Here is a 25,813-nt window from a genome sequence, read left to right as displayed (position 1 = left end):
CATCTATTAAATACGTGTCACTTGTAATGAGCTGAGGCCGCCAATGCTGAAAAATTTCAACCCCATTTATTTGACAACTAGAAATGACAACGAGGTGTTAGAAATGATTCAAGTTTTATTGGTCGACGACCATCCAACTATTATGGAAGGCACTAAAATGTTACTGGAGCAGGAAGGAGATATCAAAGCTTTCCTGGCGTATTCGGGTGAGCACGCCATAGATAGGGTGAAAGTTCAACATTTTAACGTGATATTGGTCGATCTGCATATGCCAGATATGAATGGAATTGACCTTGCCAAACAGATTATAACGATCTCTTCGGATGTGGCAATAATTCTTTATACAGGATTTGAATTTAATAATCATTTTAATCTCATGATTGAGTCTGGCATTTCCGGATTTGTGTTGAAAACTGCAAACAGGCAGCAGTTAGTAACCGCTGTACGTTGTGCTTTGCGGGGGGAAGTGGTCCTGCCGCTTTCCTTGGTTAAACAATTGAGGAGAACCCATAACCAAACGGGAAAAAATATCGATGAGGTGCAACCGCAGGCCATTAATGACCAGGAATATCAAATACTCAAAGAAATAGCCAAGGGGAAAAGTAATAAAGAAATCGCAGCAATCGTCTTTATGAGCCAAAGGTCCTTGGAATATTGCCTAACCAATCTCTTTCAGAAATTACATGTAAAATCTCGGATTGAGGCTGCTATCAAAGCTAAGGAAATGGACTTACTGACAGATTCTGATTTTATAAAACTATAACCCCTTATCCTGTTAGCCGCAGACGAGATTTCCAAAAGCACTGGATTATTTTAAAAAAACAACAGCCTGACGTATCTGTCCTTATTAATGGATAGCGTCGGGTTATTTGGCGTCCTCAGTCACCTGAAGAACACCGCAAATTTATTGCGTAACCACGCCAAACTATTTCGGTTACTTGAGAGATTTTAGGTATTATTATATATATATTGGTACTAAAGGACTAATATTAGGGGGAAATAAAAGATTATCTGAGCTCGATGAAAATTAAGATCAACTAAAAACAAGTATAAGGGGATTTGGACTATGCAGTGGTTTTATAATATGAAAACAGCAGTGAAATTAATATCCGCCTTTGTGTTGATGGCAATTATTGTGGCTTTTGTCGGATTCTACGGACTTGCAAATATGAGTACAACCAATGATGATCTGTCGAAAATGTATGACAATAATTTAATGCCGATCAGCGAACTATCCAATGCGATGCTCCTATTTCAACAAATCAAAGTCGATGTTAGAGATATGAATACGATGGCGACAACTAAAGCAGAGAATGATAAATATAAGGATACTATATCAGGCTATACGAAAGAAATTGAGACCCGGATTGATACATACAGTAAGACTCGTTTAACTACAGAGGAGCAAGATATGCTGAGGAATTTCACTCTTAAATGGCAGGCTAACAATAAATTGTTGGATCAAGCTATGCAGATGAATGCTGAGAATATAAGCCCGGAGCAGTTTACGGAATTTCTATTAATAGGTGGTTTTAAGCAAAGTAATGATGAAATCGCAGTTATTTTGAATAATTTAATTGCACTTAATATTAAGCTTGCCAATCAATTGGATAAAGACACGGATGTTGCCTATGAAAGCTCTCGGAATATTACTTTGGTGATCATTCTAGTTTCACTAATTATCAGTGTGGGATTAGGTTACTTAATCTCCCAGATGATCGCACGTCCTTTAATCCGCGTTGTGGCATTAGTAAGTAATGTAGCGGCCGGTGATTTAAGAGAAACTATGGAAATCAATACAAAGGATGAGGTAGGACAATTAGCGAGTTCTATTAATGACATGATCCTTAGTCTGAGAACTACCGTAAGTGGAATATTGGCTTCCTCGCAAAGCGTCGCTGCTGCTGCTCAACAAATTTCGGCCAGCGCCGAGGAAGTAGCCAGTGGCAGTATGAGCCAAGCTAATGATGCTCAAATGATGAATGAGTTGTTTAAAGAATTATCCACCGCTATAAATTCAGTAGCGCGAAATGCGGAGCAAACCTCGGAATTATCTGATAAGACCATGGGTATTGCCCAAGAGGGAAGTGCGGTAGTTCGCATTTCCATTGAAGGCATGAGTCGTGTCAATCAGCAAGTGTCCCGACTCGAAGAGGATTCCAACAAAATCGGGGAGATTATCGATGTCATTGACGATATTGCCGATCAGACGAATCTGCTAGCATTGAATGCAGCCATTGAGGCGGCTCGTGCGGGGGATCAAGGACGGGGGTTTGCAGTTGTTGCAGATGAGGTTCGCAAATTGGCTGAACGCAGCAGCGAAGCTACGAAGAAAATTACTGCGATTATTAAAGGCATGCAAACCAATACACAGCAAAGTGTAAAAGCAGTAGGTGAAGGAGTTATTGCATCACAGAAAACAGGTGAATCCTTTGAGAATATCGTCAAGATGGTTAATGAATCCGCACAGAAAGTAACTGAAATAGCGGCTGCAAGCGAGGAACAAGCTGCTCAATCCACGGAGATGCTGACTTCGATCGAGAGTATTTCGGCTGCTTCTGAGGAAGCGGCCGCAAGCACCGAGGAAACAGCAACGACGGCCCAATCTCTTGCCAACCTTGCTGAGGAGTTGAATAATGCAGTATCCATTTTCAAAGTTAATTAAGTCATGATTATCAAAATTATATAAGGTTGTGAGTATATGCAAGCAGCGGAGCAGGAACAATATGTCGAATTCGGCATCGAAACGGAACAATATGCCATTCGAATTCAGGATATTCATGAAATCATTAAAATTCAGGACATCACGCAAATTCCCAATGTTTTGCCCTATGTAAAAGGGGTCATCAATCTCAGAGGTAAGATCGTCCCTGTAATTAGCTTAAGAAGCCTATTCAAGATGGGGGAACAAGCATACACCAAGACGACGCGAATTGTGGTGGTTCATCATCAGGAGGACAAAGTAGGCATTATAGTAGATCGGGTGAACAAAGTGGTTACCTTTTCCGATTTTCAGCCACCGCCGACATGGGTGGGCGGTTTAGATGGCAACTTATTCACAGGGATCGGAATTACTGATAGCGGTTTGGTCGGTATTTTAATGCTGGAAGAAGTTTTACTACACCAATAGGAGTTAATCCCCCTTCGACTGCCCAATTTTATTTCAACTTCCCACTTACAACTAAAAATATGAGGACAGGAGATCTAAAGCATGAAAAATATAACTATCAAGAATCGTTTGATCTTCTCTTTTATGGTAATCCTTCTTATTCCGTGCAGCGCTATCGGATTTTTTTCTTATCAATCAGCAGCATCAGAGGTAGCGTTCCAATTGGAAAATGGTGCCATGCAAAGTGTGCAATTATTGAATAATCAAGTCACTGATTTATTATCCAGCTCTCTTACTGATATGGATTATCTTGCAAAGCAATTAACCGCTGAGAAGGTACAAGACTTTGAAAGCCCACAAATTCGAGTTGTTTTAGAACAATATAAAGCCCTTCATCCTCAATTTCAAATGGTCTTTATGGGTAATAAAGATGGCCTCATGATTCGTTCTCCTGAGCAAATAGTAGAGGGGTACGATCCGAGAACTCGTGAATGGTATAAAGCGGCTATGGATAATAAGGCGAAAGCAATTATTAATCCAGCCTCTCTTTCCGCGTCTAGTGGAACTATTGTTGTCGTTCCTTCCAAGTCATTGAATGATGGCAGTGGTGTAGTGGCCGGAAATCTCGATCTGCAGAAGTTAGCACAGACGGTGGCAACTGTGAGGGTTGGTGAGAAGGGCTATGCTTTTATTGTGGATAAAGATAAAAAATACATCACTCATCCCACACGAAAAGCAGGCGATGTAAACAATGAATCCTTTATGGAGGGGTTTTATGAAAAAGAGAGCGGTACTCTGAATTATACATACCTGGGAGAGGATAAGAGGTCGGTGTTTGTAACGAATCCAATAACAGGCTGGAAGATCATTGGTGCTATCGAATTAGCCGAAATCGATGCTGCCTCTCGTGGAATTTTTTATACGATGGTAGCTGTAATGATTGTATCCATATTACTTGGGGGCTTGCTGGTCTTCGGGATCGTCCGTTCCATTACAAAGCCTCTTGACCAATTAATGGCTGCTACAGATAAGATCGCCCAGGGGGATTTAACTGAAGTAATTGTTGTTAGATCATTAGATGAAATTGGTAAATTGTCGGTATCTGTGAGCAATATGGCAGCTAACCTGCGAGGCCTGATAAGCGGGGTAATTAACTCTTCTCACAATGTCGCTGCTGCCTCACAGGAAATCTCCGCAACTACAGAAGAGATTGCTAAGGGAAGTACCACTCAAGCAGAAGAGTCTCAGCGTATGCAGGAGCTGTTCAGCGAACTGACTATGGTAGTTAACTCCGTTGCTGCGAGCGCGGAAAATGCGGCAGAGCTTGCCGGGAGGACAACAGCAATTGCTAAAGATGGCGGCGAGATTGTCAGCAAATCCATCCAAAGCATGAATGAAGTACACTTACAAATGAATCTGTTGGAGCAAGATTCCAATCGAATCGGGGAAATTATTAATGTTATTAGCGATATCGCGGGTCAAACCAACCTTTTGGCACTTAATGCAGCAATCGAAGCAGCACGAGCTGGCGATCACGGTAAAGGCTTCGCCGTGGTGGCAACTGAAGTCAGAAAATTGGCTGAACGAAGTGGGGAAGCTACTAAGCAAATCACCGATATTATCAAAAGTATGCAAACCAACACGCATCGGAGTGTGGTGTCCGTCTCCGCAGGAGTAGCACAAACAGAAGACACCCGCAAAGCATTCGAACAGATTATACAAATGATCGATCAAACCGAACAAAAAGTGACTGAGATTGCAGCAGCAAGCGAGGAACAGATGGCCCAGACGTCGGAAGTGATGAACTCTATCGAGTGCATTGCATCGGCCAGTCAACAAGCGGCTGCCGCTTCGGAAGAGACAGCTGCGACCTCTCAATCACTGGCCAATCTGGCAGATGATTTAAACCAATCCGTTTCGATTTTTAAAATCAACTCATAGCTATAAGTAGCAAGCGAGAGAACAAAGATGAATAAGCAAAATAAAGCCAAGGAGACTATTGGCTTTATTTTGCGTTCCTATAATCCAATTTTATGGAACTAAGGGATCAACCTCTTATTCGCAATAGCATTACAAGCTATAGATGCGTGCTTCGTGCGGGCGAAGCATGAGATAAACTAAGGAAGTTTTCAGCGGTACATCTATATAATTGGCAATAACCAGTTTATTATTCAGATCACGAAAACCCTCCATACATGTAAAAGGAGTTTCGTGATCAGCGTGGTTTAAAATAATTAACCAGCGGATACCATCAAGCTCACGAGTATATACATAAAGATTCGGATCTCCCTCGGAAAGATCTTGATAATCTCCATAAACCATAACTGGATTGTCCTTACGAAGTGCAATTAGTTTCTGATAATATCGATAAATAGAATTCGGATTTTCTAGATCCCGCTTTACATTGATTTCTTTGTAATTAGGATTCAATTTGATCCAGGGAGCTCCTGTTGTAAATCCAGCATTTGGCGTTTCGTCCCATTGCATAGGCGTTCGTGAATTATCCCGACTTAAGGGCAGCAGGCTTTCAAACACAACCTGAGGGTCGCTTCCTTTAAGGATTTCCTCCTCGTAACGATTCTTCATTGCAAGATCATTATAATCCTCGATTGAAGGAAAACGGACTCCTGTCATTCCAATTTCTTCGCCTTGATAAATATAAGGCATACCCGGCAGTGTATGCAGCATGGTGGCAAGCAGCTTGGCGGACTCTACGCGATACTGTTTATCATTTCCGTAACGGGTCACTTGCCGAGTATGATCATGGTTGTTCAGGAATTGTGAATTCCATCCTTTTCCTTTTAATCCCTCATACCAACGCTTTTGAATATCTTTGAACCGAAGCATATCCCATGAAGGCATTTCATCAGCAACTTCAAAATGAAAAAGAGTATGGAGCTCGTTACGGTCTTCTCCGACATACTTCAAGCCTTCTTCGGGTGTGACATAGGCTGCTTCTCCTACAGTCAGGATATCGAATTGGCTAAGCACCTTTTCGTTCATTTCCTTGAGATAGGTATGTAGACCGGGGTTATTGGTCAAATACCGAATATCCTGCGGATCGGCCACATTGGGATACCCCTCCGGTTTTGCCAGCAATGCGATAGCGTCAAGACGGAAGCCATCGATTCCTTTTTTCAGCCAAAAGCGCATCATCGCATATATGGCTTCACGAACTTCGGGATTTTCCCAATTTAAATCCGGCTGCTCTACGGCGAATGAATGAAAATAATACTGCTCTGTACGCTGATCCCATTCCCATGCAGAAGGAGAAAAGTAGGACCGCCAATTGTTCGGTTCTTTCCCGTCTTCTGGTTGCTTCCAAATATACCAATCCCGCTTAGAGCTATTTCGCGCTGACCGGGATTCAACAAACCACGGATGCTGGTCAGAGGTATGATTTACGACAAGATCCATAATTAATTTCATTCCACGCTTATGGATTTCCTGAAGCAGGATGTCCAAAGTTTCAATCGTTCCTGCCTTGAAGATCGCCGTAGCCATCACCATCAGTATCCAAAAAACTACGCCAATATACTTGATAAACAACCGATTCTTTCCACCATGCTCGTTTCATATTGACAACTCCATTCACCGTTTTTGTTGTTGATTTCTGACTGTAAGCTTGAAGGAAGATGACTATCGGCATAGATCAACATCTTGGGAACATCACACATTGGGAGCTGTTTTGGAGATTACTATTATCCACCCTGTTAGGTAGCTTGATAGGTGGATCGAAAGTGAACAGAGCAACCATACGGCAGGGTTTCACACCCACATCTTGAAGCGATCACGACGGCTATGGGATATTTCATCCTAATAACTTGCCATATAGTCAGATTAGTATCCGCGTAAATCGTGGATTTTTTATTTGAAGCCAGTTCTAGTCGCGAAAAATATTGTCGGTGCTACTTAGTATATAAGGAAATTGTCAATGGAATACTATCAAGAAAATCGTAGGTAGGAGTAGTTATGCTCAACTGGTTATTAACCTAATTGGAGAAAGTTGGAGAAACCATGATGAAAACCCAATATAGTCCCTTATTCGAAAAAATGACGTTTAGAAGTGGTGTACAACTGAAAAATAGGATAGTTATGGCACCCATGACGAACTTTTCCTCCCACGAGGATGGCACAGTTTCTGATGCGGAAGTAAATTTCTATGTTCGTAGATCAAACGGAGTAGGTATGGTGATCACTGCATGCACTTATGTAACACCTAATGGGAAGGGATTTCAAGGTGAATTCGCAGCCGATAGGGATGAGATGATCCCGAGTTTACAACGTTTGGCAACAGCCATTAAGGAACAAGGAGCTAAAGCTATTCTACAAATATTCCATGGTGGTCGAAGTTGTCCACCCGAATTAGTACCAAACGGTGATATCGTAAGCGCTAGTGCTGTTCCTGAGGAAAAGGAAGGTAGCGTAACTCCAAGAGCATTAACAGATTCCGAAGTCGAGGCGATTGTAGTTGACTTTCGAGAAGCAACACGACGGGCCATAGAAGCTGGGTACGATGGTGTTGAAATTCATGGAGCTAACGGTTATCTAATACAGCAGTTTTTCTCCCCTCATTCTAACCGGCGTGATGACAAATGGGGTGGCAGTTTAGAAAAGCGTCTAACCTTTCCACTAGCTATTGTTGATGAGATAAAACGTGTTGTAGCTGAGTACGCAAAAGGATCATTTCTTATTGGTTATCGCTTTTCACCAGAAGAAGAAGAAGAGGAAGGCATAACTATGGCTGATACTTTAAAATTAGTAGATGCTTTAGCAGACAAAGAGTTGGATTACATCCATGTTTCTTTATTTGATTTTTGGTCAACTCCAAGACGGGGGATTGAAGACGATGGCAGATCGCGTATGGAATGGATTCAAGAAATAGCCGGAGACAGGGTGCCAGTTATCGGTGTAGGCTCGATTCATACACCTGATGATGCTATCAAAGCATTGGAAATGGGTGTTCCTCTCATAGCTCTTGGCCGTGAAATTATTATCGAGCCAGATTGGGTTTCGTTAGTAGAAGGTGGTCGGGAATCGGATATCAAGACCACATTGACCAAAGAGGATCAGGAACGCCTTGTCGTCCCAAGTCCACTATGGAATGCAATCATGCATACTCCGGGATGGTTTCCGGTCGTAGAATCTTCAAATAAATAATGGGTGAAGAGGATTTGAGGAGGAACCCAATGAGCGACAAAACCTACAAAGAGCAAATGCCTTTTGAAGTACTGGATCAAATCCAGAAGAAAGAGCGTGTAACGATATTGGATGTTCGGGAGCCAGATGAATGGGAATCCGGGCATATCGCAGGTGCAATACACATACCTTTGGGGGATATCGCACGGGCTTTAAATGAACTCGACCCCAAACAAGAAACCATAGTCGTTTGCCATAGTGGCAATCGAAGCAGCAAGGCGTGTGATTACTTATCTTCTATGGGCTATAACGTGGTCAATATGCGAGGTGGCATGTCCAACTGGTCCGGGGATATGGAATACGGGAAATAAGCATTTTAGAAAGAAGAAAACGGAATTTTCACACTTACTGTTAAAAATGGATCTTGATAGAACGGAACAGCTATCGTTCAGTAACCGGCGATAGCTTTTCCAGTGATCACTCATTGAATTTCATACCCCCAGAGGTATAAAATATATGCAAAGGAGGGGCGATACAAAATGATCTATCTTGTAGCTATAATATTTGCATTTTACTTTTTTCAACGCATGAAATCTGTACGTGGCTTACATGATATAGATGCGCAAACGCTATGTAGACTTCTGCAAGATATGACCGATGGTGTGAAAATACTTGATCTCAGGGACCAAACCGATTACTATGCAAACCATATTGAAGGGGCGATAAACATTTCACTCGGTCGGTTGCCTTATGTAAAGAAAAAGGAACTGCATATTGATGATAAGATTATTTTGATTGCTGACTCTAAGTATCACAGCAAGAAGGCAGCTAGAATCTTAAAGAAATCTGGGTTTAACCATTTGACTAACCTGCAAGACGGCATGCGCGCTTATCAGCAGATTCAACCTAAAGTGCTTAAAAATTGTTGTGCCTAAATTTTTTTGATCTCATTCCCGTCTTTCCTCATATTGTTTTCGTTAGCCATATCGGTAATAATATACCTATACCGGTATCAATGAAAGGAAGGCTATATAGATGAAATACGATGATGATGTAAAAAGAAGATTAAAGCGGATGGAAGGTCAAATTCGTGGGGTTCTGAAGATGATGGAGGAAGATCAGGATTGCAAGGATGTAGTGACCCAAATCTCCGCTGTCCGAAGCGCGGCGGATAAAGCGATTGCCTGCATCGTCGCTGTCAATTTAGAACAGTGTATTCTTGATGAAAAGGAAGCCGGAAGAGATACAAGTAAAATGGTAAAACAAGCGGTTGAATTATTAGTCAAAAGCCGTTAATTGAAGGTGACCTGCCTTATTTATAAGCGGATATTACGAATCAAGCTTTTGTTATCCATGGGGACTGTTTCCCATGGATAACAAAAGCTTGGTTTTTTATTTCGTTCACATGCTGCTATAAAAGCCGATCTAATATTTCCAAGCTTATTATCTAATACTAAACGAAATTCCCTTATTTTCTGCAGGCTCTGTTTAATAAAGCTATATTTTTCTCTAAACCTTGGGGGTGCTCCATGTCAAATAAAACCTGGACTTTGGGGTTGTTAGGCATATTTCTTGTTTTCTGTTATTTTTTATTTCAGTTTTTATCTTCTACGCTTAAGATAGATGATCTGGTCGGGCAAATGGAACAGAATAAGATGGAGGAAAAACCAATCAAACATGTTGTGCTTATAGCTCAAGAAAGGGACAATCCATTCTGGAGAACTGTAGAAAAGGGCGCTGAAGAAGCTGCGGCGCAGTTGGGTATGAAGATCGATTACATGGGTCCGATTCGCATTAATCCTTCCGAACAAACAAATCTCTTGGAAAAGTCGATTGCTGCCAAGCCGAATGCCATTTTAGTGCAGGGTATAAAGAATCAACAATACGATCAACTGATCAGCAAGGCATTAGATCAAGGTATACCAGTGATCACGGTAGATGCGGATGAGCCGGAGAGTCGGAGGCTTGCCTATGTGGGAACAGATAATAGGGAAGCGGGCAAACGCATGGGAGAGCTTGTGGTAAAAGAAGCTGGCAGGAAAGGCGGTATTGGTGTCATTATCGGAAGCGAACTGGCGGAAAACCAACAGCTGCGTTTAGAAGGTTTCCGTTCCATCATTTCCAATACTCCTGGCTTTGAGATCGTAGCTGTCCGCTCATCAAATATTTCACGGATTCAATCTGCTAAGCAGACAGAAGCCATGTTAAACCAATATGCCGGTATTCAGACGATGGTGGGATTCAGCTCCTTAGATGCTGCCGGAATTGTGGAAGGAATGAAGGTAACGAATAGAGCAGATGTACGAGTGTATGGATTTGATGATTTAGAGGAAACCAAGCAGGGCATCGCCCATGGAGCCATCCAGGCTTCTGTCGTTCAGCAGCCCCAAGAGATTGGCTCTAAAGCTGTTTATCTGTTAGATGAATTTTTTAAGGGGAGCTCCCTTCCGGTCCAGAACTTTACAACTACGGATATTCTGGATAAAAAAACATCTGAAATCAATGGTGAATAGCCCATGAATATACGTAGAATGCTATTTGTTGTCATACCTGCGCTTTTTATATTGAATAATGCGGTCTCTTATTTTATTTTTCAAAGTGGAATAACGGTGCAGCAAAGCTATAATGTGATGCTAGATCGGGTATTATTATACAAGGAAATAGCCGGACAAACGCAGAAAAACCTCCGTGCTATGAATATTTACTTAATAGATCGAAGTGATAACAGCCGCAAGGAATATATATATCAAAGGGATGAGCTGAATCATCTGCGGGAAAGCTTGGATGCACAGAACACGATTCCAGCTACAGAGCTCACAGTCCGCAGCTATTGCAATATGATCGACACCTTTATCGGACAAGAAGCGGGTGTAATACAGGCATTACATAACCAAGGCTCTTTGGCTTATGCGGCTTTCTATGAAGAAGCTGAGCAAACAGCAGCGTTCATCCAAGAAGAAGGGTATCATCTCATTGACTTGGAACTAAGTTTTTACCAGCCCCTCTATCGACAAATTCTTATCCAAACGGAAATTATGAATCATTGGGGAGTTGCTATCTTTATCCTGAATACGCTGATAAGCGTTGTTTTTGCATATTGGATCTCCCTGGGTATTTCCAGACCGGTTAAGCAGCTGGCTCTAATGGCCCAACAAATTTCAGATGGAAATTTGCAAGCAGACCCTCCGCAGATTAGCTCCCAGAATGAGTTTGGTATTTTATCTAATGCTTTTGGGCGCATGCAAAACAATCTGAAAGAGCTCATTGAGAAAGAGAAAGAAAGCTTGGAAAAAGACAAGTTGGTCAAGGAGTTGGAGCTAGAAGTTCTACAAAATCAGATGAACCCGCACTTTCTTTTTAATTCCTTGAATGTTTTATCCAAGCTTGCTCTGCTCGAGGGCGCTGAAAAAACAAGCGATCTAATTGTATCCATGTCGAATCTTCTTCGATATAATCTTCGGAAATTGGATCGTCCAGCGACACTCCGGGATGAGGTTGAGCATGCGAAAGAATACTTTACCATTCAACAGGCCCGCTTTCGCGACCGGATTCAATTTGAAACGGATATTGACGAGAGCGCACTGGACGTTTTTGTTCCAATGCTAACCCTTCAGCCCATATTGGAGAATGTCTTTGTCCATGGCATTGAGGGGATGGAGGAAGGGGCTAAGATTAGGCTGGTCATTGCATGCGGGCTTGATGAGGTAAAGGTTGCGATATCAGATAATGGGATCGGTATGAGCGAGAAAGTACGTGTTTCGCTGCTTCACTTCGATTCGGAACGGCTGGTTGGCCAAGATAAGGAACAGGGACAGTCCACTGGCTTAGGGACGCGCAATGTGTTTAAACGACTTGAATTATTTTATGGAGAAAAGAATCTTATAGACATTCACAGTGAGCCGGGCCGGGGGACGACTATCCTAATCCGGCTACCTGCCGCGGGAAAGGTGGAGGGAGATGTATCGCCTACTAATAGCAGATGATGAAGCTTTAGAGCGAGAAGGCATTGAATGGATCGTAACCCGTATGATGCCGAATATCTTCGAAGTTCTTCATGCGGAGAATGGTCGTGTTGCTATTCAAAAGGCAGATGAATTTCGGCCGCATATCATTCTGATGGATATCAGGATGCCGGGCATACAAGGCCTTGAAGCGTTAAAGGAAATTAAGGCTCAGAATCCACAGATCAAGATGGTAGTGGTTACAGCTTATGAATATTTTGAATACGCTAAAGAGGCACTTTCCCTAGGGGTTAAGGAGTATTTAATCAAACCGGCTAAACGCGAACAAGTCGTCACACTCCTGCAGCGGCTGGTGGCTGAAATTGATCAGGACCAAAGAAAGCGCAACGAGGAGTTCACGATGAGGGATAAGTTCATCCAATTGCTCCCGCTGGCGGAAACGGAAATGGCTTTGGTCTTTATGTCCGATCAAGTGAACGAGACCGAAGTGGGGCATTTAGCTGATATTCTCGAGCTTACCATAGATAAAGGATGTGCGCTTGTAATCGCCTTACCGGAATTTGGGCTTACATCCGAAAAGGAATTAGGCATGGAAAAGAAAAAGATTTACGAAACGGTAAAAAACTTTACAAAAGGATTCATCAAGAACAGAACCGGTTGCGTCGTCAGTTCCATGGTCCATTGGCACATGGTCATTTTTCTTCTTGAGAAGGCTCATATGAAGGATGAGGTATTGCGAGAAGAGGCTTTTTTCCTTGGCACGAAGCTGGTAGAGACACTTCACCAGCAGCGCAGTATCGATGCCACAATAGGAATTGGTTCTGTACAAGCAGATATCGAGGGAATCAGGAGATCATATTTTGAAGCTGTATTTGCATCCACTTATCATAAAAAATGGGGAAACCTTTGTCGTTTTGAGGATCTGCAAATTCTCACAGTGGAAGGACAAGGGGAAGCTTCCGATAAGTTTATTGCAAATAATACTACTGATCGTACTTACGTAGAATTGGCAATCAAGCGAATCCGTGATGAACGTGAACAACGAACATGGAGTGTACTAGACAGCGCAATCACGTTCATCAAGGGAAAATTCCAAGAGGACCTTTCCCTTGAAGATGTGGCAGAGCATGTCCATTTGAACCCCCATTATTTCAGTAAGGTATTCAAGCAGCAGACTGGAGAAACCTTCATTGATTATGTGACAAGGCTGCGAATCGAAAGGGCCAAAGAATTCATAAGAGACGGACAGTTCAGCTTAAAGGAGGTTTGTTATCTTGTGGGATATAAAGACCCTAATTATTTCAGCAGAGTTTTCAAAAAGGTAACGGGGCTAACACCTACTGACTACCGCATCAATTATAATCAAGCATAGGTTCATGCAGATCTGCATGGATTTTTTTGTTTTATCGAACAATAATATGCTAGTGTGTGTCCATATATCCGATCGAGGTAGATTGAGATCCATATTATGCTGGTAAACAACAAATAAGTGAAGGGAATTAGATCCTAGCTTGAACAAAACACATGATATAATGAGGCTCTCTTATCACTGATTTGCCATTTTTAATGATAAAGGACCCGTATGCAGATGCGGATAAGTCAGAAAGGATAATCGTTGTGAGCTCAAAAATAAACAATCAAGGTCAACAAGTAAGCATAAAGTTTGTAACACTAGTTTCGATAGTTGCTGCTTTAGGTGGTTTATTATTTGGATTTGATACAGCTGTTGTGTCGGGTGCAATCGGTTTTATGAAAGAACGCTTCGTCTTAAATGAGCTAGAAGTGGGGTGGGCTGTCTCCAGTCTGATCATCGGTTGTATCGTAGGAGCTGCAGGCGCCGGTGTGCTAGGCGACAGGTTCGGCCGAAAAAAAGTGTTGATTATGGCTGCGATCCTCTTTATTATCGGGTCAGTCGGTTCGGCCATTCCAGATACGTTCACCGGTTATATTATTGCCCGTATCATCGGTGGACTGGGGATTGGTATTACCTCTACACTATGTCCTCTTTATAACGCGGAGATAGCGCCTGCCAAATATCGTGGCCGTCTTGTAGCCTTGAATCAGTTAGCGACGGTAACCGGTATATTCCTCGTATATTTCATTAATATGGGCATAGCAGGGTACGGAGACGACGCTTGGGACGTTTCTACGGCCTGGCGGTGGATGTTTGGTTTCGGGGTGCTTCCCGGCTTGCTGTTCCTTGGCTTGCTTTTCTTTGTACCAGAAAGTCCGAGATGGTTGATCAAGCAGGGGAGGGCAGCAGAATCTCTTCCGATTTTACTTAAGATTCACGGCGAGGAACTGGCCAAGCAGGAAGTGCTTGATATCAAAGAATCGTTTAAACAAGAAAGCGGATCGATCCGCCAACTGTTCAGCCCCGCTCTGCGGCTTGCTCTAATCGTGGGTGTGGGTCTGGCGGTTCTCCAGCAAGTTACGGGAATCAACGCGATTATGTACTATGCCCCGGAAATCTTTAAGCAAACCGGTTCTGGCACTAATGCCTCGCTGACTCAGACCATTTTGGTCGGTTTGATTAATTTTTTGTTCACCATCCTTGCTCTATGGCTCATTGACAAGGTGGGACGTAAGGCTCTTTTGCTCGCAGGATCTGCTTCAATGACAATATGCCTGGTTGTGATAGGTACTGCATTTCATACGGGACATACTTCAGGGCCTTGGGTACTAATCTTTATTTTGCTCTATGTGGCTTCATTTGCGGTATCACTTGGACCGGTCGTGTGGGTAATTATGTCCGAAATTTTCCCGAATCATATTCGCGGAAAAGCAACGGCAATTGCTTCAACAGCGCTATGGGCAGCCGATTATATCGTGTCCCAGACCTTTCCACCGATGCTTGCTTCTGTAGGACCCGGGATTACATTCTGGATATTTGGCGTCATGTCCTTGATTACTTTCTTCTTCACCTGGCGTGTTGTACCCGAGACAAAGGGGAAATCGTTGGAGGAAATCGAATCCATGTGGTCTTCGACAAAAGCTTGAATTGAATAAATGACAAAAGATGCTGGGATCAAGCTCCCAGCATCTTTTGTCATCCCATGGCTGCACCCAAATGATCGCCGTTTCCCACTTCTCCTGGAATATGCGAATCTAACAATTATTCAAATACCGCAATTCACAAGAAATCCCATTTATTCAGAAATGCTATAATAGGAATGAATAAACAGGATGAAAGGATGATGGAGGATGGCAACACTTAAACCTTTTCTATTTTCGGAGGATTCTAGGGCCCAAGCGGAGTTCTATATTGGAGCGCTTGGCGGGGAGATCGAGTCCGTAATGACGCATGGGGAAGCTCCGGAGCCAAATACTGCGATGAAAGACAAAGTCATGCACATGTGCCTGACTGCTGGAGGGGTAACCCTCTTCATGGCCGATTCTTTCGATTCCCTCACGCACGGGAACAGTATCAACCTGAATCTACAGTTCGAATCTGGAGCTGAAGGTCGGGAAGCGTTCGATAATCTTGCAGCAGGCGGCAAAGTGATGCAAGCGCTTGAGCCGGTATTTTGGGGTGGCATGTATGGGCAGCTGGAAGATAAATACGGCGTGATCTGGATGATCAGCTGCTAAGCTGAAGGCACGGTTCCTTAACAGGATGGGAGAGCTTAGGAGAATGTAAAAAGGCTATGATGAAATTTCATCATAGCCTTTGACCTGACAAGGGTCATGAATGTTTTTTGTTATTCTTATGTAGGCTGCCAATCGCTATTAATCTTTGGGTGGAGCTGTAACTGTTTTTACCAAGGGCTTGATTTCAATCTTCCTAAAGCTGAGCCCGTCTTTTTTGAGGATTTTAAACGAGAGTACATCAAAATTCCATTCCATACCCTCTCTAAGTAAAGGATGTTTCGCATAGAGCCACCCGCCAATCGTGTCGAGCTCACTTTGATCCAAGTCGCTGCCAAAAATATCGTTAATATCGGAGATCGGCACTTTGCCATCTACAATAATAAGTTTATCCTCGAATTGCTCAATTTCCGGCTTTTCTTCCGAGTCAAACTCATCACGGATTTCGCCAACAATTTCCTCCAGCACATCTTCAATCGTGATCATGCCAGCGGTACCGCCATATTCATCCAATAGCATGACAATATGGGCGTTTTGCTTCTGCATTTCCTTTAATAGCTTTTTCACAGGCAACGATTCCGGAACGGACAATACCGGATTAATCAGGTCGATCAGGTTGATTTGCGGGGTATCCACATATTTCAAGAAAAATTGCTTGGTATTGATCATCCCCAATATATCATCCTTGCTCTCCCCAGCTACCGGGAAACGGGTGTATTGCTCTTCTTTAATGATATTAATATTTTCTTCTAATGTATTATGTATGTACAAGCATACCATCTCCGTCCGGGGAACCATGATTTCTCTGGCCTTCAATTCATCAAAATCAAAAATACGGCTGACATACCCATATTCCGCTTGATTAATTTCACCACTCTCATAGCTTTCGGATAAAATGATACGTAATTCCTCTTCGGAGTGGGCTTCCTCATGCTCATTAGCAGGCTTCATACCAAATAGCTTAATGAACTGTGTGGCCGAGCCGTTAAGTAACCAAATAGCCGGATACATAATTTTGTAGAAGGTAATCATCGGCATTGCCAGCACCATGCTGACCGCTTCGGCTTTTTGAATGGCTACCGATTTAGGCGCAAGCTCTCCCAACACTACATGTAAAAAAGTAACGAGTCCAAAAGCGATCAGGAACGAAAGCGTGGATACGACCTGGCTAGGCAGGTTTAAATTCGCAATAAGCGGATGGAGCATTAATTCAACTGTAGGCTCTCCAAGCCATCCAAGACCAAGCGCGGTAATGGTAATTCCCAATTGGCAGGCGGATAAATAACCATCCAGATTGCTGGTTACACGCTTGACCGCTAGTGCTTTTTTATTGCCCTCCAGAATCAATTGATCGACCCGGCTGGGGCGAATTCGAATAAAGGAAAACTCGGCAGCGACAAAAAAAGCAGTTAAAAGCAGCAAAACAAAAATCATTAACACATTTAGACCTATCATCATTGTCCCCTCATCAAGCTATTTGGTTTCCTTGCGATACATATTGACCCATTAATCATAGCATGAAACGCAGGATTTCTCAAAATTCGACAATTGCTGATTGGGCAGAGCTCGAAAATAGAGGACCGCCTTAGAATTGGTATCGGCTTACAATCTTGTAGTATAATCGTTATGTTTAACAAAATGCTTAATAAAATGTAATGGCAATCGATTTTATCCCAATCCTAGGAGTGATCATGAATGATATATCGTGGCTTTGGCAAAATGGGCTGGCAAGTATCGGCAATGGGGTTAGGAACTTGGAATATAGGCAATCAATGGGGTGAGGTTGACGATGCGACAGCCTACGCTACGGTAAGTGCAGCGCTAGAAAATGGGGTTAATCTGTTTGACACAGCGGAGTCCTACGGAATTCCTGGAGGCTTGTCTGAGCAGCGCCTTGGAAAAGCGTTAAGCGGCAAGCGCCATAATACATATATCGTTAGTAAAATTGGCAACTGGGGTAAGCGGACTGGACAGGCCGTGCCTTTGACGACACCGGATATGATCAAGCTCTGCGCCCATGCGTCCTTGCACCGCTTGCGGACAGACTGGATTGATGTATTGCTATGCCATCAAGATAATATCGAGGATCCTTCTGTATTCCTTGAAGGCTTTGAGCAGCTCAAGCAAAGTGGGGAAATTCGCAGCTACGGTATTTCGACGAATAACCTGGAAGTGCTAAAGCGGTTTAACGCCGCTGGTAATTGCAGTGTAGTAGAAGCCGAATATTCATTGCTGGATCGCTCCGCAGAGGACGGATTGCTGCCTTATTGCGAGGAGCATGGGATCGCCGTGCTTGTACGGGGTCCTTTAGCGATGGGCCTGCTATCAGGCAATTATTCCGAGCATACTTTGTTTACGGATAGCATAAGAGAGCGCTGGAATGCCGAGGGACCTGTCCGACAACAGTTTGAGCAAAAAATCGCAAAGCTGGCCAAGATAAAAGCTGCCTTAGACGAGGGAGAGGATCTCGTCAGCACGGCATTAAAATTTGTTGTGTCGCGTTCGAATTCGATGGTCGCCATTCCTGGAGCCAAATCACCGGCGCAAGCCGCCTCCAATGCCCAAGCGGGCTTTTCCTTGCTAACCAAGGAGCAGCTTTCGCGATTCGATCTTTAACCAACAAGAAAAGACACGTCAGGCAGATTGTGCTGGAGTGTCTTTTCTTGTATAGACCACTTATGGAGGTGTAGGGACCATGAAGTATAAACGAATATTGATAAAGCTCAGCGGAGGTGCCGTTGCTGGCAAAAGTGAATTTGGCTTTGATCCGGAAAGACTTGAGCATATTGCCAATGAAATTATGACCATAGTCGCTATGGGAGTCGAGGTTTCGTTGGTGATCGGCGGGGGCAATATTTTTCGCGGGAATATGGGAGAGGCTTGGGGGATCGAAAAGGCGGAGGCCGATAATATCGGCACCTTGGCCACTGTGATCAACAGCCTGATGCTAAGAGGTGTGCTGAAAGCAAAAACCGATATTGAAGTAAGGGTGATGGCCGCGATTCCCGTTACCTCCGTGGCAGAGCCGTATATTCGCCTGAAGGCGATCCACCATTTGGAAAAAGGCTATATCGTTATATTTGCTGGTGGTAACGGACAGCCCTATGTGACGACCGATTACCCATCGGTGCAAAGGGCGATTGAGGTGAACTGCGAGGCGATCCTTGTTGCCAAGCAAGGGGTAGACGGCGTTTATAGCCATGATCCCAAGCTCAATAAAGAAGCGAAGAAATATAAAACCTTACATTATAATGATGTGCTTTTACATGACCTGCGAGTAATGGACCAATCGGCTTTTATATTGGCGAGGGACTATCATCTTCCGATCCACGTGTTCAATTTCGATAAACCGGGCTGTATGCTGGAAATATTCGAAGGTAAAGAAACCGGGACACTGATTAGCGGAACATCTGTGTTAACGGAGCATGAATGCTAGCTCCATATGCATTGGTCAATTAAGGAATGGAGGTTGAATGATGTACGTTGTTAATTCCCGGGAGATGCGGGCGATCGACCACTATACGATTGAACAAATCGGGATTCCTGCGCTGGTGCTGATGGAGAATGCAGGAAGGGCAGTAGCGGAGGAGGCTGCTAAGCTTGCAGGTGGAGATAGCCGCCGGTTTGCCATCTTGGTTGGCAAGGGGAATAATGGAGGTGACGGCATTGTCGCGGCAAGGCATCTTATGGAGTTCGGCAATGAGGTTAAGCTGATCTATGCCACAGATCCGGCAACCTTCGAGCATGAGGCAGCGATTCAACGGGATATCGCGAGGAAGCTGAACATTCCGTATGAAAATTACAGCGAAGGCTCGCCGCCTATCCCATGGCGTGATTACGACGTAATTGTCGATGCGCTGTTGGGTACTGGCAGCCGCGGAGCGCCTAGAGCGGCATATGCCAAGCTGATTGACGAGGCCAATGGGAGCGGCCTGCCGATCTGCTCCTTGGATATCCCGAGCGGCCTGGACCCGGATAATGGCGGCGTGCATGCGCCTTGTATCCGTGCTAGCTGTACAGTAGCGTTGGCGTTCAGCAAACGGGGACTGGAGCAGCAGCCCGGAGCCGATTACGCGGGACGGGTTATCGTGCGTGCTATTGGCATCCCGAAGGCTGCTGCTGAGCAGCAGGGTGTTCACACCTTCCGTATCGAAGAGCCGCTGCTCTCCGATACGCTGGGCCTGCGCAACTATGAGCAGCGCTCGTCCGACACGAACAAGGGCTCGTTCGGCCATGTGCTAGTTGCAGCCGGCAGCCTTGCGATGAGCGGTGCTGGCTTACTGTGCGCGAAAGCGGCGCTCCGGGCCGGCTGCGGCTTGGTCACTTGGGCATTGCCCGAGAGCTGGCTGCCTTCCATAGTAGGGCAGCTTCCGGAAATCATGCTGCGCGGCATGTCGGACCAAGGGCTCGGAGATTGGAGCCGAATCACTCCACAAGCACTCATCGAGCTTTCCGAGAAAAAAGCTGCGCTTGTTTTTGGACCAGGCGTGGGGCGCTTTACAGATGATACCGCATGGCTTCGTGAACTGTGGGAGGGCACCTCCTGCCCGCTTGTGCTGGATGCCGATGCGTTGAATATGCTTAGCGGCTCTAGCTCCGACTCTGGCTCTGGCGGCTTCAAGGCATGGCCGAAGCGCTCAAGCCCGGTCATTCTCACCCCACATCCAGGTGAAATGGCCCGGCTATGCGGGAAATCGGTCAAGGACATCCAAATGGACCGCATCGCAACCGCGCGCACATTTGCCGAGGAGCACGGCGTTACGCTAGTACTAAAGGGGGCGCATACCGTGATCGCTTCACCGGCTGGCGACGTCTTCATCAACCCGACAGGGAATGCCGGGATGGCGACTGGAGGCACTGGTGACGTGCTCGCTGGGATAACGGCCAGTTTGCTGGCCCAAGGAAAAACTGCGATCCAGGCCGCTGCACTTGGTGCCTACTTGCATGGAGCAGCCGGTGACCGCGTAGCGGATAGCCGTGCTTATAAGGCCTCTTTAATTGCCAGTGATATTATCGAGCAGCTATAGGAAACAATTGAAAATGGGAGGCTTGAATGATGAAAATAGCTTTTATTTCGGATATCCACGGCAATGCACACGCTTTGGAGCAAGTGCTGGCGGATATCAAGCAGAAACAGGTCGACCTTATTTATGTACTCGGCGATCTTTGCTATAGAGGGCCCGAGCCCAAAAGAAGCCTGGATTTGGTGCGCGCATTGAACACAGAGGTCATTAAAGGCAACGCCGATGAATGGGTCGTCCGAGGTGTCCGGGAAGGCGAGGTACCTGAGAAAGCGTTGGCGATGATGAACCGTGAGCGGGACTGGACGGTATTTCATCTTGATCCCGCTGATGTTGATTATTTGAAGCAGCTGCCTTCTGAGCTTCATTTGAGCATCGAAGGGGTGAAGATCCATGCCTTTCACGCAACGCCGCATAGTTTATTCGACATTATTGCGCCGGGTGTAGATGATGCTACACTTCAATCCAGCTTGATGTCCGCTGCAGATTCGCAGATTTATGTATATGCGCATATCCACAAGCCTTATATTCGTTATTTGCAGGGCAAGGTTATTATCAATACCGGAAGTGTGGGACTACCCTTTGACGGACTGCCCATGGCTTCTTATGCAACTGTCGAGATTACAGCGGCAGGGATTCGAACCGCGATTGAACGGGTTCATACGGATGTAGAAAGCGTCGTGCGACAGTACGAGGAGAGCCGTTATCCCAACGCCGCGATGATGACGAATGTACTGAGAAACGGAAGTGTATAGCTAATGTGTAGGGCAGGCTTAGGAATTATATTTGATGTTAGTTTGTACAGCACTGCTCAAAAATGTTACGATATTAGTGAATAGAAGTACAATTTTACTAGTTAAGAAATTAAAAACTGGCGGTATCCCGTTAAAGGAGAAGAATGCTAATGTCAATGGTTTCCGATTTTTTGGCATACAACCAACAATTCGTTGAGAAAAAAGAGTATGAAGCCTATTTAACCGACAAATTTCCGGACAAAAAAATTGTCATATTAACCTGCATGGATACCCGGCTGGTTGAGCTATTACCGAAGGCTTTAAATCTTCGCAATGGAGACGCGAAAATCATCAAGAATGCCGGAGCTATCCTGACACAGCCATTTGGCAGCGCTATGCGTAGTATTCTTGTTGCGATTTATGAAATGGGAGCGGTCGAGGTATTGGTGATTGGTCATACCAACTGTGGAATGACCAATCTGGATACGCAAAATATGGTTGGAAAATTCCGCGAGAATGGGATTTCGGATGCAGTTATCACTACCTTGGAGAATTCGGGGATCCGGATGGACCGGTTCCTGCGAGGCTTTAAAAGCTCGGAGGAGGGTGTCACCCATAGTGTCAATATCATTCGCAAGCATCCGCTGGTTCCAGCCCATATCCCTGTCCATGGTTTTATTATTGATGCAGAAACTGGTGCCTTAGAGCTTACTATTGATGGTTATAAGGACATTTAAATAAAGCTCTGTAAAACTATTGGAATATACTTTCTATGAAGTTATAATTGATAGGAATCTAAACCAGCTAAGGAGTCAAATCAATGGCAAAAACACTTATTTTCGGACATAAGAATCCGGATACAGACACGATCACTTCTGCAATTGTGTATGCTGACTTAAAAACAAGCTTGGGCTTTGATGTTGAGCCTGTACGCTTGGGTACAATCAGTGGGGAAACCCAATTCGCTTTGGACTATTTCCAAGCGACATCACCGCGTTTGGTGGAAACTGTTGCTAATGAAGCAGAAACGGTCATTTTAGTCGATCACAATGAACGCCAACAAAGCGCTAATGATATCGATCAAGTAAGGGTAATTGAAGTTATCGACCATCACCGTATCGCTAATTTTGAAACGAGTCATCCGTTGTATTTCCGCGCCGAGCCCGTTGGCTGCACAGCTACCATATTGAATAAGCTGTATAAGGAAAATGGGATTGAGATTCGCAAGGAAATAGCTGGCTTGATGGTTTCTGCAATTATTTCCGATACGTTGTTGTTGAAATCACCAACTTGCACAGAGCAGGATGTAGCGGCTGCCCGTGAATTGGCTGAAATTGCTGGCGTCAACCTGGAAACGTACGGTTTGGATCTATTGAAAGCTGGCGCTGACCTAAGCGGCAAAACGATTGAAGAGTTAATTTCGCTTGATGCCAAGGAATTCACTATGGGATTGAGCAAGGTTGAAATTGCGCAGGTAAATGCAGTGGATACGAATGATATCCTTTCCCGCCAGCCTGAGCTGGAAGCAGCACTTACTTCCATTATCGCAGCCAAAGGCTTGGATTTGTTCGTATTCGTGGTAACGGATATTTTGAACAATGACTCCGTTGCGCTTGTCTTGGGTAGCTCAACAAATGCTGTAGAGCAAGCTTATAACGTCACTTTGGTAGATAACAAAGCTGTGCTAAAAGGCGTTGTTTCGCGCAAATCGCAAATCGTACCGGTATTAACCGAAATCTTCAACAAGCAATAATAGCTGATTATGGTAAAAAAACCTGTAAAAAACTTTTCGAAAAATAGGAATGAGCTGGAAAACCTCGCGGTTTCCAGCTCATTTTTTTTGCCTGATGCAGGCAGGATTAGCGAAGTGCCTCTAAATCCATAGGAGGAACGATACCCTCTTGCGCGGCACGCCCTAGCAACGCCTTAACTGCTTCAAAGCCGTCGTCTCCCAAATCCAATGTAAAATCATTTACATATAAATCGATATGGGCTTGGGCTACCTCGGGAGAAAGCTCCTGGGAATGGCTGAGCACATAATCTTTTGAAACTTCAGGATGTGCCCATGCGTATTCGACAGACATACGGATCCATTTGCGAATTGCAGGCAAATCGAGAGAACGATGGGCTACTATCGCACCTAGCGGGATGGGCAGTCCGGTATCGGCCTCCCACCAGCTACCTAAGTCGACGAGCTGGTTCAGCCCATAGGTCGGGTAAGTGAACCTTGCTTCATGGATAACCAAACCGGCATCCACCAAGCCATCGCGCACCGCAGGCATAATCTCATGGAAGGGCATAATTACAATTTCGCCTACACCGCCAGGCACGTTCGAGGCGGCCCACAGCCGGAACAGCATATATGCTGTAGAGCGCTCACTAGGCACCGCTACCCTGCGGCCAGCTAAAGCAGCGGCATCCATCGGAACAACTGACGTGGTGTCGATGCTGGAAGATCCAGCGGGCTCTGCATTTAAGCCTGAGGTGGTTACGCCGCCTTGCCCGCCTGCCGTCAGCACCAAAGGGCCGCAGCCTCTGCCTAAGGCGCCGCCGCATGGCACAAGCGCATAATCCGAACAAATCCACGGCAAAGCAGCGTAAGAGATTTTGAGCACATCGGGCCCGCCTGGGCTTGCAGCCAGCCCATTGGTGATATCAATATCGGCATACATCACATCAAGCTTGGGGGCATCTGGCAGCAGCCCATGTACCCAAGCATGGAAAACAAAAGTATCATTAGGGCATGGTGAAAAGGCAATTTTCATTGTAGTACCTCCCTTAAGGTTTTACTTGCTGCTTCTAGTGCATGCAAGGCTTCTTCAATTCGCCAAGCGGAGCGATCCCGCGGGCCAACGGCATTGGAAATCGCGCGGATTTCCAGAAAAGGAATCCCGCTTTGATAGGCAGCCATTCCAACGCCATAGCCCTCCATGGCCTCAGCAGTGGCGCCTGGAACCCGTGCAACGAGCTCCGCGGCGGTCTCTGCGGTTCCTGTCACTGTGGACACGGTGAGGATAGTGCCCGTATAGACAGGGCCCCCAGCGGCCCGAAGTGCTTCGGCAAGCCGCTTCGCCAAGCCCACATCAACGGGAACTTGGGATGATCCGAAGCCCAACTGGTCCAAGCTGCGGAAGCCATCAGGCGTTTGGGCACCCAAATCGGCGGCAATGGCGGCGTCCGCGATAACAATGGAGCCCACCTCGGCCCGCCCGACAAATCCGCCGGCAATGCCTGCGCTTATAACCAAATCATATGTCGCTGCGGCCAGCAGTGTTGCTGTTTGCGCAGCAGCAGCAGCAGCTCCAACACCTGCTATGGCGACGTTAAAGTCTTTAGAAGCATGAAGTCCGCGTAATACTGCATCCCTTTCTAGGGCAACAGCGGCCATGACAAGAATATTCATTTGGTACAATCCCCTTTATCCATAATAGATACTTGCTAGAATAAGAACCGATTCGTCTATAACTGCATGAAACTTGTATTGCCGCTTCATATATTTTAGTATACTTTATAGGAAGCTTTGTGCAAAATAATGTGTAGTCATCTTCCTTTTGTGCAAGAATGAAGGATAAGAGATTGCAGAAATGATAAGGCAGGTGAAAGCTCTAATGAGTTGGGTCGAGTGGCTTGGCGGTTTATCTTGGGAAAATATTGAGCACTACCTGCAACGTTATGAATCGCTAGGACCCATACCAGGCATTATTGCTCCTTTTATAGAATCTTTGATTCCGATTTTGCCTCTAATTGCGATCATCGTGGCCAATGTCAATGCGTATGGCTTATGGGAAGGTGTGCTCTATTCCTGGCTTGGTGTCGTATGCGGAGCCATGCTGGTATTTATGTTTTTCAGGAGGTTTGGTGGAAGATTCCGCAGCTATATAGAACGCAAATACCCGAAAACAAAGTCATTTATCGGCTGGGTTGAGCATCACGGGTTTATGCCGATCTTTTTGCTGGCGTGCTTTCCCTTTACGCCTTCCTCCTTCGTGAACATTGTAGCAGGCATTTCCAAGCTGCCCAGGCTTGTATTTCTGATAGCTACCGCATCGGGCAAAGCCATCATGATTATGGTGGTTTCCCTTGCCGGAAATGATTTGGGTAACCTCATTAAGCAGCCTTGGAAAATGATTGTGATCTTGCTAGTTTTCCTTGTGATTTGGTACATGGGAAGAAAGCTAGAATCACGCTATACAAAAATTAAAAGTTAGCTATAATAAGACCTAGGCATTATTAAATCGTTACTTTTTTTGTGCGTAGAGA

Annotated in this window: 23 protein-coding genes and 1 pseudogene; 20 read left to right on the top strand and 4 right to left on the bottom strand. The window is 44.9% G+C overall.

Annotation, left to right across the window (positions count from 1 at the left end; genetic code table 11):
* Positions 1 to 70 precede the first annotated feature (70 nt).
* The 4 genes from G9U52_RS32390 (at position 71) to G9U52_RS32375 (ending at position 5,050) form a co-directional block, all read left to right on the top strand.
* Positions 71 to 763, top strand: a complete 693-nt coding sequence (locus tag G9U52_RS32390; protein ID WP_311764958.1) for a response regulator transcription factor — start codon at positions 71 to 73, stop codon at positions 761 to 763.
* Positions 764 to 1,066: 303 nt separating this feature from the next.
* The gene (locus tag G9U52_RS32385; protein WP_166155468.1) at positions 1,067 to 2,665 is read left to right on the top strand and encodes a methyl-accepting chemotaxis protein; all 1,599 of its coding nucleotides are present in this window, start codon (positions 1,067 to 1,069) and stop codon (positions 2,663 to 2,665) included.
* Between the two features lie 36 nt (positions 2,666 to 2,701).
* Positions 2,702 to 3,130: a chemotaxis protein CheW gene (locus G9U52_RS32380; RefSeq protein ID WP_166155466.1), complete on the top strand. Its 429-nt coding sequence runs from the start codon at positions 2,702 to 2,704 to the stop codon at positions 3,128 to 3,130.
* Positions 3,131 to 3,211: 81 nt separating this feature from the next.
* Positions 3,212 to 5,050 (top strand): methyl-accepting chemotaxis protein, encoded by a 1,839-nt coding sequence (locus G9U52_RS32375; RefSeq protein WP_166155464.1) that lies wholly within the window; start codon positions 3,212 to 3,214, stop codon positions 5,048 to 5,050.
* A gap of 129 nt (positions 5,051 to 5,179) precedes the next feature.
* Here the strand turns inward: G9U52_RS32375 and G9U52_RS32370 are convergent.
* Positions 5,180 to 6,686 (bottom strand): annotated as a pseudogene (locus G9U52_RS32370) (glycoside hydrolase family 13 protein).
* A gap of 443 nt (positions 6,687 to 7,129) precedes the next feature.
* Between G9U52_RS32370 and G9U52_RS32365 the strand changes: the two are divergent.
* The 9 genes from G9U52_RS32365 to G9U52_RS32325 all read left to right on the top strand — a co-directional run bounded on the left by G9U52_RS32365 (position 7,130) and on the right by G9U52_RS32325 (position 15,801).
* Positions 7,130 to 8,269, top strand: coding sequence for an NADH-dependent flavin oxidoreductase (locus tag G9U52_RS32365; protein WP_166155576.1), 1,140 nt, complete (start codon positions 7,130 to 7,132; stop codon positions 8,267 to 8,269).
* Between the two features lie 29 nt (positions 8,270 to 8,298).
* On the top strand, positions 8,299 to 8,619 hold the full coding sequence (locus tag G9U52_RS32360) for a rhodanese-like domain-containing protein (RefSeq protein ID WP_166155462.1): 321 nt from the start codon (positions 8,299 to 8,301) through the stop codon (positions 8,617 to 8,619).
* A gap of 168 nt (positions 8,620 to 8,787) precedes the next feature.
* Positions 8,788 to 9,183, top strand: coding sequence for a rhodanese-like domain-containing protein (locus G9U52_RS32355; protein WP_166155460.1), 396 nt, complete (start codon positions 8,788 to 8,790; stop codon positions 9,181 to 9,183).
* A 100-nt stretch (positions 9,184 to 9,283) separates the two neighbouring features.
* Positions 9,284 to 9,544, top strand: a complete 261-nt coding sequence (locus tag G9U52_RS32350) for a metal-sensitive transcriptional regulator (protein ID WP_166155458.1) — start codon at positions 9,284 to 9,286, stop codon at positions 9,542 to 9,544.
* A gap of 233 nt (positions 9,545 to 9,777) precedes the next feature.
* On the top strand, positions 9,778 to 10,761 hold the full coding sequence (locus G9U52_RS32345) for a substrate-binding domain-containing protein (protein ID WP_166155456.1): 984 nt from the start codon (positions 9,778 to 9,780) through the stop codon (positions 10,759 to 10,761).
* 3 nt (positions 10,762 to 10,764) lie between these two features.
* Positions 10,765 to 12,231 (top strand): sensor histidine kinase, encoded by a 1,467-nt coding sequence (locus tag G9U52_RS32340; RefSeq protein WP_166155454.1) that lies wholly within the window; start codon positions 10,765 to 10,767, stop codon positions 12,229 to 12,231.
* Positions 12,206 to 13,582: an AraC family transcriptional regulator gene (locus tag G9U52_RS32335; RefSeq protein WP_166155452.1), complete on the top strand. Its 1,377-nt coding sequence runs from the start codon at positions 12,206 to 12,208 to the stop codon at positions 13,580 to 13,582. Before G9U52_RS32340 ends, G9U52_RS32335 begins: the two co-directional genes overlap by 26 nt.
* Positions 13,583 to 13,827: 245 nt before the next feature.
* On the top strand, positions 13,828 to 15,210 hold the full coding sequence (locus G9U52_RS32330) for a sugar porter family MFS transporter (protein ID WP_311764957.1): 1,383 nt from the start codon (positions 13,828 to 13,830) through the stop codon (positions 15,208 to 15,210).
* A gap of 204 nt (positions 15,211 to 15,414) precedes the next feature.
* On the top strand, positions 15,415 to 15,801 hold the full coding sequence (locus G9U52_RS32325; protein ID WP_166155448.1) for a VOC family protein: 387 nt from the start codon (positions 15,415 to 15,417) through the stop codon (positions 15,799 to 15,801).
* A 138-nt stretch (positions 15,802 to 15,939) separates the two neighbouring features.
* On the opposite strand, the gene G9U52_RS32320 is transcribed toward G9U52_RS32325, so the two are convergent.
* Positions 15,940 to 17,253: a hemolysin family protein gene (locus tag G9U52_RS32320; RefSeq protein WP_166155573.1), complete on the bottom strand. Its 1,314-nt coding sequence runs from the start codon at positions 17,251 to 17,253 to the stop codon at positions 15,940 to 15,942.
* Between the two features lie 240 nt (positions 17,254 to 17,493).
* On the opposite strand from G9U52_RS32320, the gene G9U52_RS32315 reads away from it, so the two are divergent.
* From G9U52_RS32315 to G9U52_RS32290, 6 genes are all read left to right on the top strand, one after another.
* Entirely contained in the window at positions 17,494 to 18,414 is a 921-nt protein-coding gene (locus G9U52_RS32315) for an aldo/keto reductase (RefSeq protein ID WP_166155446.1), read from the top strand.
* A gap of 79 nt (positions 18,415 to 18,493) precedes the next feature.
* Positions 18,494 to 19,234, top strand: coding sequence for a UMP kinase (pyrH, locus tag G9U52_RS32310; protein ID WP_166155444.1), 741 nt, complete (start codon positions 18,494 to 18,496; stop codon positions 19,232 to 19,234).
* A gap of 40 nt (positions 19,235 to 19,274) precedes the next feature.
* Positions 19,275 to 20,825 (top strand): NAD(P)H-hydrate dehydratase, encoded by a 1,551-nt coding sequence (locus G9U52_RS32305; protein ID WP_166155570.1) that lies wholly within the window; start codon positions 19,275 to 19,277, stop codon positions 20,823 to 20,825.
* 29 nt (positions 20,826 to 20,854) lie between these two features.
* Positions 20,855 to 21,574, top strand: coding sequence for a metallophosphoesterase family protein (locus G9U52_RS32300; protein WP_166155567.1), 720 nt, complete (start codon positions 20,855 to 20,857; stop codon positions 21,572 to 21,574).
* Positions 21,575 to 21,723: 149 nt separating this feature from the next.
* Positions 21,724 to 22,290 (top strand): beta-class carbonic anhydrase, encoded by a 567-nt coding sequence (locus tag G9U52_RS32295; protein WP_166155442.1) that lies wholly within the window; start codon positions 21,724 to 21,726, stop codon positions 22,288 to 22,290.
* Between the two features lie 83 nt (positions 22,291 to 22,373).
* Positions 22,374 to 23,306, top strand: a complete 933-nt coding sequence (locus G9U52_RS32290) for a manganese-dependent inorganic pyrophosphatase (RefSeq protein WP_166155440.1) — start codon at positions 22,374 to 22,376, stop codon at positions 23,304 to 23,306.
* Between the two features lie 106 nt (positions 23,307 to 23,412).
* On the opposite strand, the gene G9U52_RS32285 is transcribed toward G9U52_RS32290, so the two are convergent.
* A complete protein-coding gene (locus G9U52_RS32285) occupies positions 23,413 to 24,318 on the bottom strand; it encodes a 1,4-dihydroxy-6-naphtoate synthase (RefSeq protein WP_166155438.1) in 906 nt (301 codons plus the stop codon).
* Positions 24,315 to 24,956 carry a futalosine hydrolase gene (locus G9U52_RS32280; RefSeq protein ID WP_166155436.1) on the bottom strand — a complete coding sequence of 214 codons (642 nt, stop codon included), beginning with the start codon at positions 24,954 to 24,956 and terminating at the stop codon, positions 24,315 to 24,317. The genes G9U52_RS32285 and G9U52_RS32280 overlap by 4 nt, the downstream gene beginning before the upstream one ends.
* 205 nt (positions 24,957 to 25,161) lie before the next feature.
* Between G9U52_RS32280 and G9U52_RS32275 the strand changes: the two genes are divergently transcribed.
* Positions 25,162 to 25,761 (top strand): TVP38/TMEM64 family protein, encoded by a 600-nt coding sequence (locus G9U52_RS32275; protein ID WP_166155434.1) that lies wholly within the window; start codon positions 25,162 to 25,164, stop codon positions 25,759 to 25,761.
* Positions 25,762 to 25,813: the final 52 nt, after the last annotated feature.

Source organism: Paenibacillus agricola (genome assembly GCF_011440305.1).
Classification (GTDB): Bacteria; Bacillota; Bacilli; order Paenibacillales; family NBRC-103111; genus Paenibacillus_S; species Paenibacillus_S agricola.
This window is presented reverse-complemented; position numbering and strand designations above follow the sequence as displayed.

Coding starts and splice junctions, on each gene's coding strand:
- G9U52_RS32385 (WP_166155468.1), top strand. CDS start 1,067: ATGCAGTGGTTTTATAATATGAAAACAGCAGTGAAATTAATATCCGCC.
- G9U52_RS32380 (WP_166155466.1), top strand. CDS start 2,702: ATGCAAGCAGCGGAGCAGGAACAATATGTCGAATTCGGCATCGAAACG.
- G9U52_RS32375 (WP_166155464.1), top strand. CDS start 3,212: ATGAAAAATATAACTATCAAGAATCGTTTGATCTTCTCTTTTATGGTA.
- G9U52_RS32365 (WP_166155576.1), top strand. CDS start 7,130: ATGAAAACCCAATATAGTCCCTTATTCGAAAAAATGACGTTTAGAAGT.
- G9U52_RS32360 (WP_166155462.1), top strand. CDS start 8,299: ATGAGCGACAAAACCTACAAAGAGCAAATGCCTTTTGAAGTACTGGAT.
- G9U52_RS32355 (WP_166155460.1), top strand. CDS start 8,788: ATGATCTATCTTGTAGCTATAATATTTGCATTTTACTTTTTTCAACGC.
- G9U52_RS32350 (WP_166155458.1), top strand. CDS start 9,284: ATGAAATACGATGATGATGTAAAAAGAAGATTAAAGCGGATGGAAGGT.
- G9U52_RS32345 (WP_166155456.1), top strand. CDS start 9,778: ATGTCAAATAAAACCTGGACTTTGGGGTTGTTAGGCATATTTCTTGTT.
- G9U52_RS32340 (WP_166155454.1), top strand. CDS start 10,765: ATGAATATACGTAGAATGCTATTTGTTGTCATACCTGCGCTTTTTATA.
- G9U52_RS32335 (WP_166155452.1), top strand. CDS start 12,206: ATGTATCGCCTACTAATAGCAGATGATGAAGCTTTAGAGCGAGAAGGC.
- G9U52_RS32325 (WP_166155448.1), top strand. CDS start 15,415: ATGGCAACACTTAAACCTTTTCTATTTTCGGAGGATTCTAGGGCCCAA.
- G9U52_RS32320 (WP_166155573.1), bottom strand. CDS start 17,253: ATGATAGGTCTAAATGTGTTAATGATTTTTGTTTTGCTGCTTTTAACT.
- G9U52_RS32315 (WP_166155446.1), top strand. CDS start 17,494: ATGATATATCGTGGCTTTGGCAAAATGGGCTGGCAAGTATCGGCAATG.
- pyrH (WP_166155444.1), top strand. CDS start 18,494: ATGAAGTATAAACGAATATTGATAAAGCTCAGCGGAGGTGCCGTTGCT.
- G9U52_RS32305 (WP_166155570.1), top strand. CDS start 19,275: ATGTACGTTGTTAATTCCCGGGAGATGCGGGCGATCGACCACTATACG.
- G9U52_RS32300 (WP_166155567.1), top strand. CDS start 20,855: ATGAAAATAGCTTTTATTTCGGATATCCACGGCAATGCACACGCTTTG.
- G9U52_RS32295 (WP_166155442.1), top strand. CDS start 21,724: ATGTCAATGGTTTCCGATTTTTTGGCATACAACCAACAATTCGTTGAG.
- G9U52_RS32290 (WP_166155440.1), top strand. CDS start 22,374: ATGGCAAAAACACTTATTTTCGGACATAAGAATCCGGATACAGACACG.
- G9U52_RS32285 (WP_166155438.1), bottom strand. CDS start 24,318: ATGAAAATTGCCTTTTCACCATGCCCTAATGATACTTTTGTTTTCCAT.
- G9U52_RS32280 (WP_166155436.1), bottom strand. CDS start 24,956: ATGAATATTCTTGTCATGGCCGCTGTTGCCCTAGAAAGGGATGCAGTA.
- G9U52_RS32275 (WP_166155434.1), top strand. CDS start 25,162: ATGAGTTGGGTCGAGTGGCTTGGCGGTTTATCTTGGGAAAATATTGAG.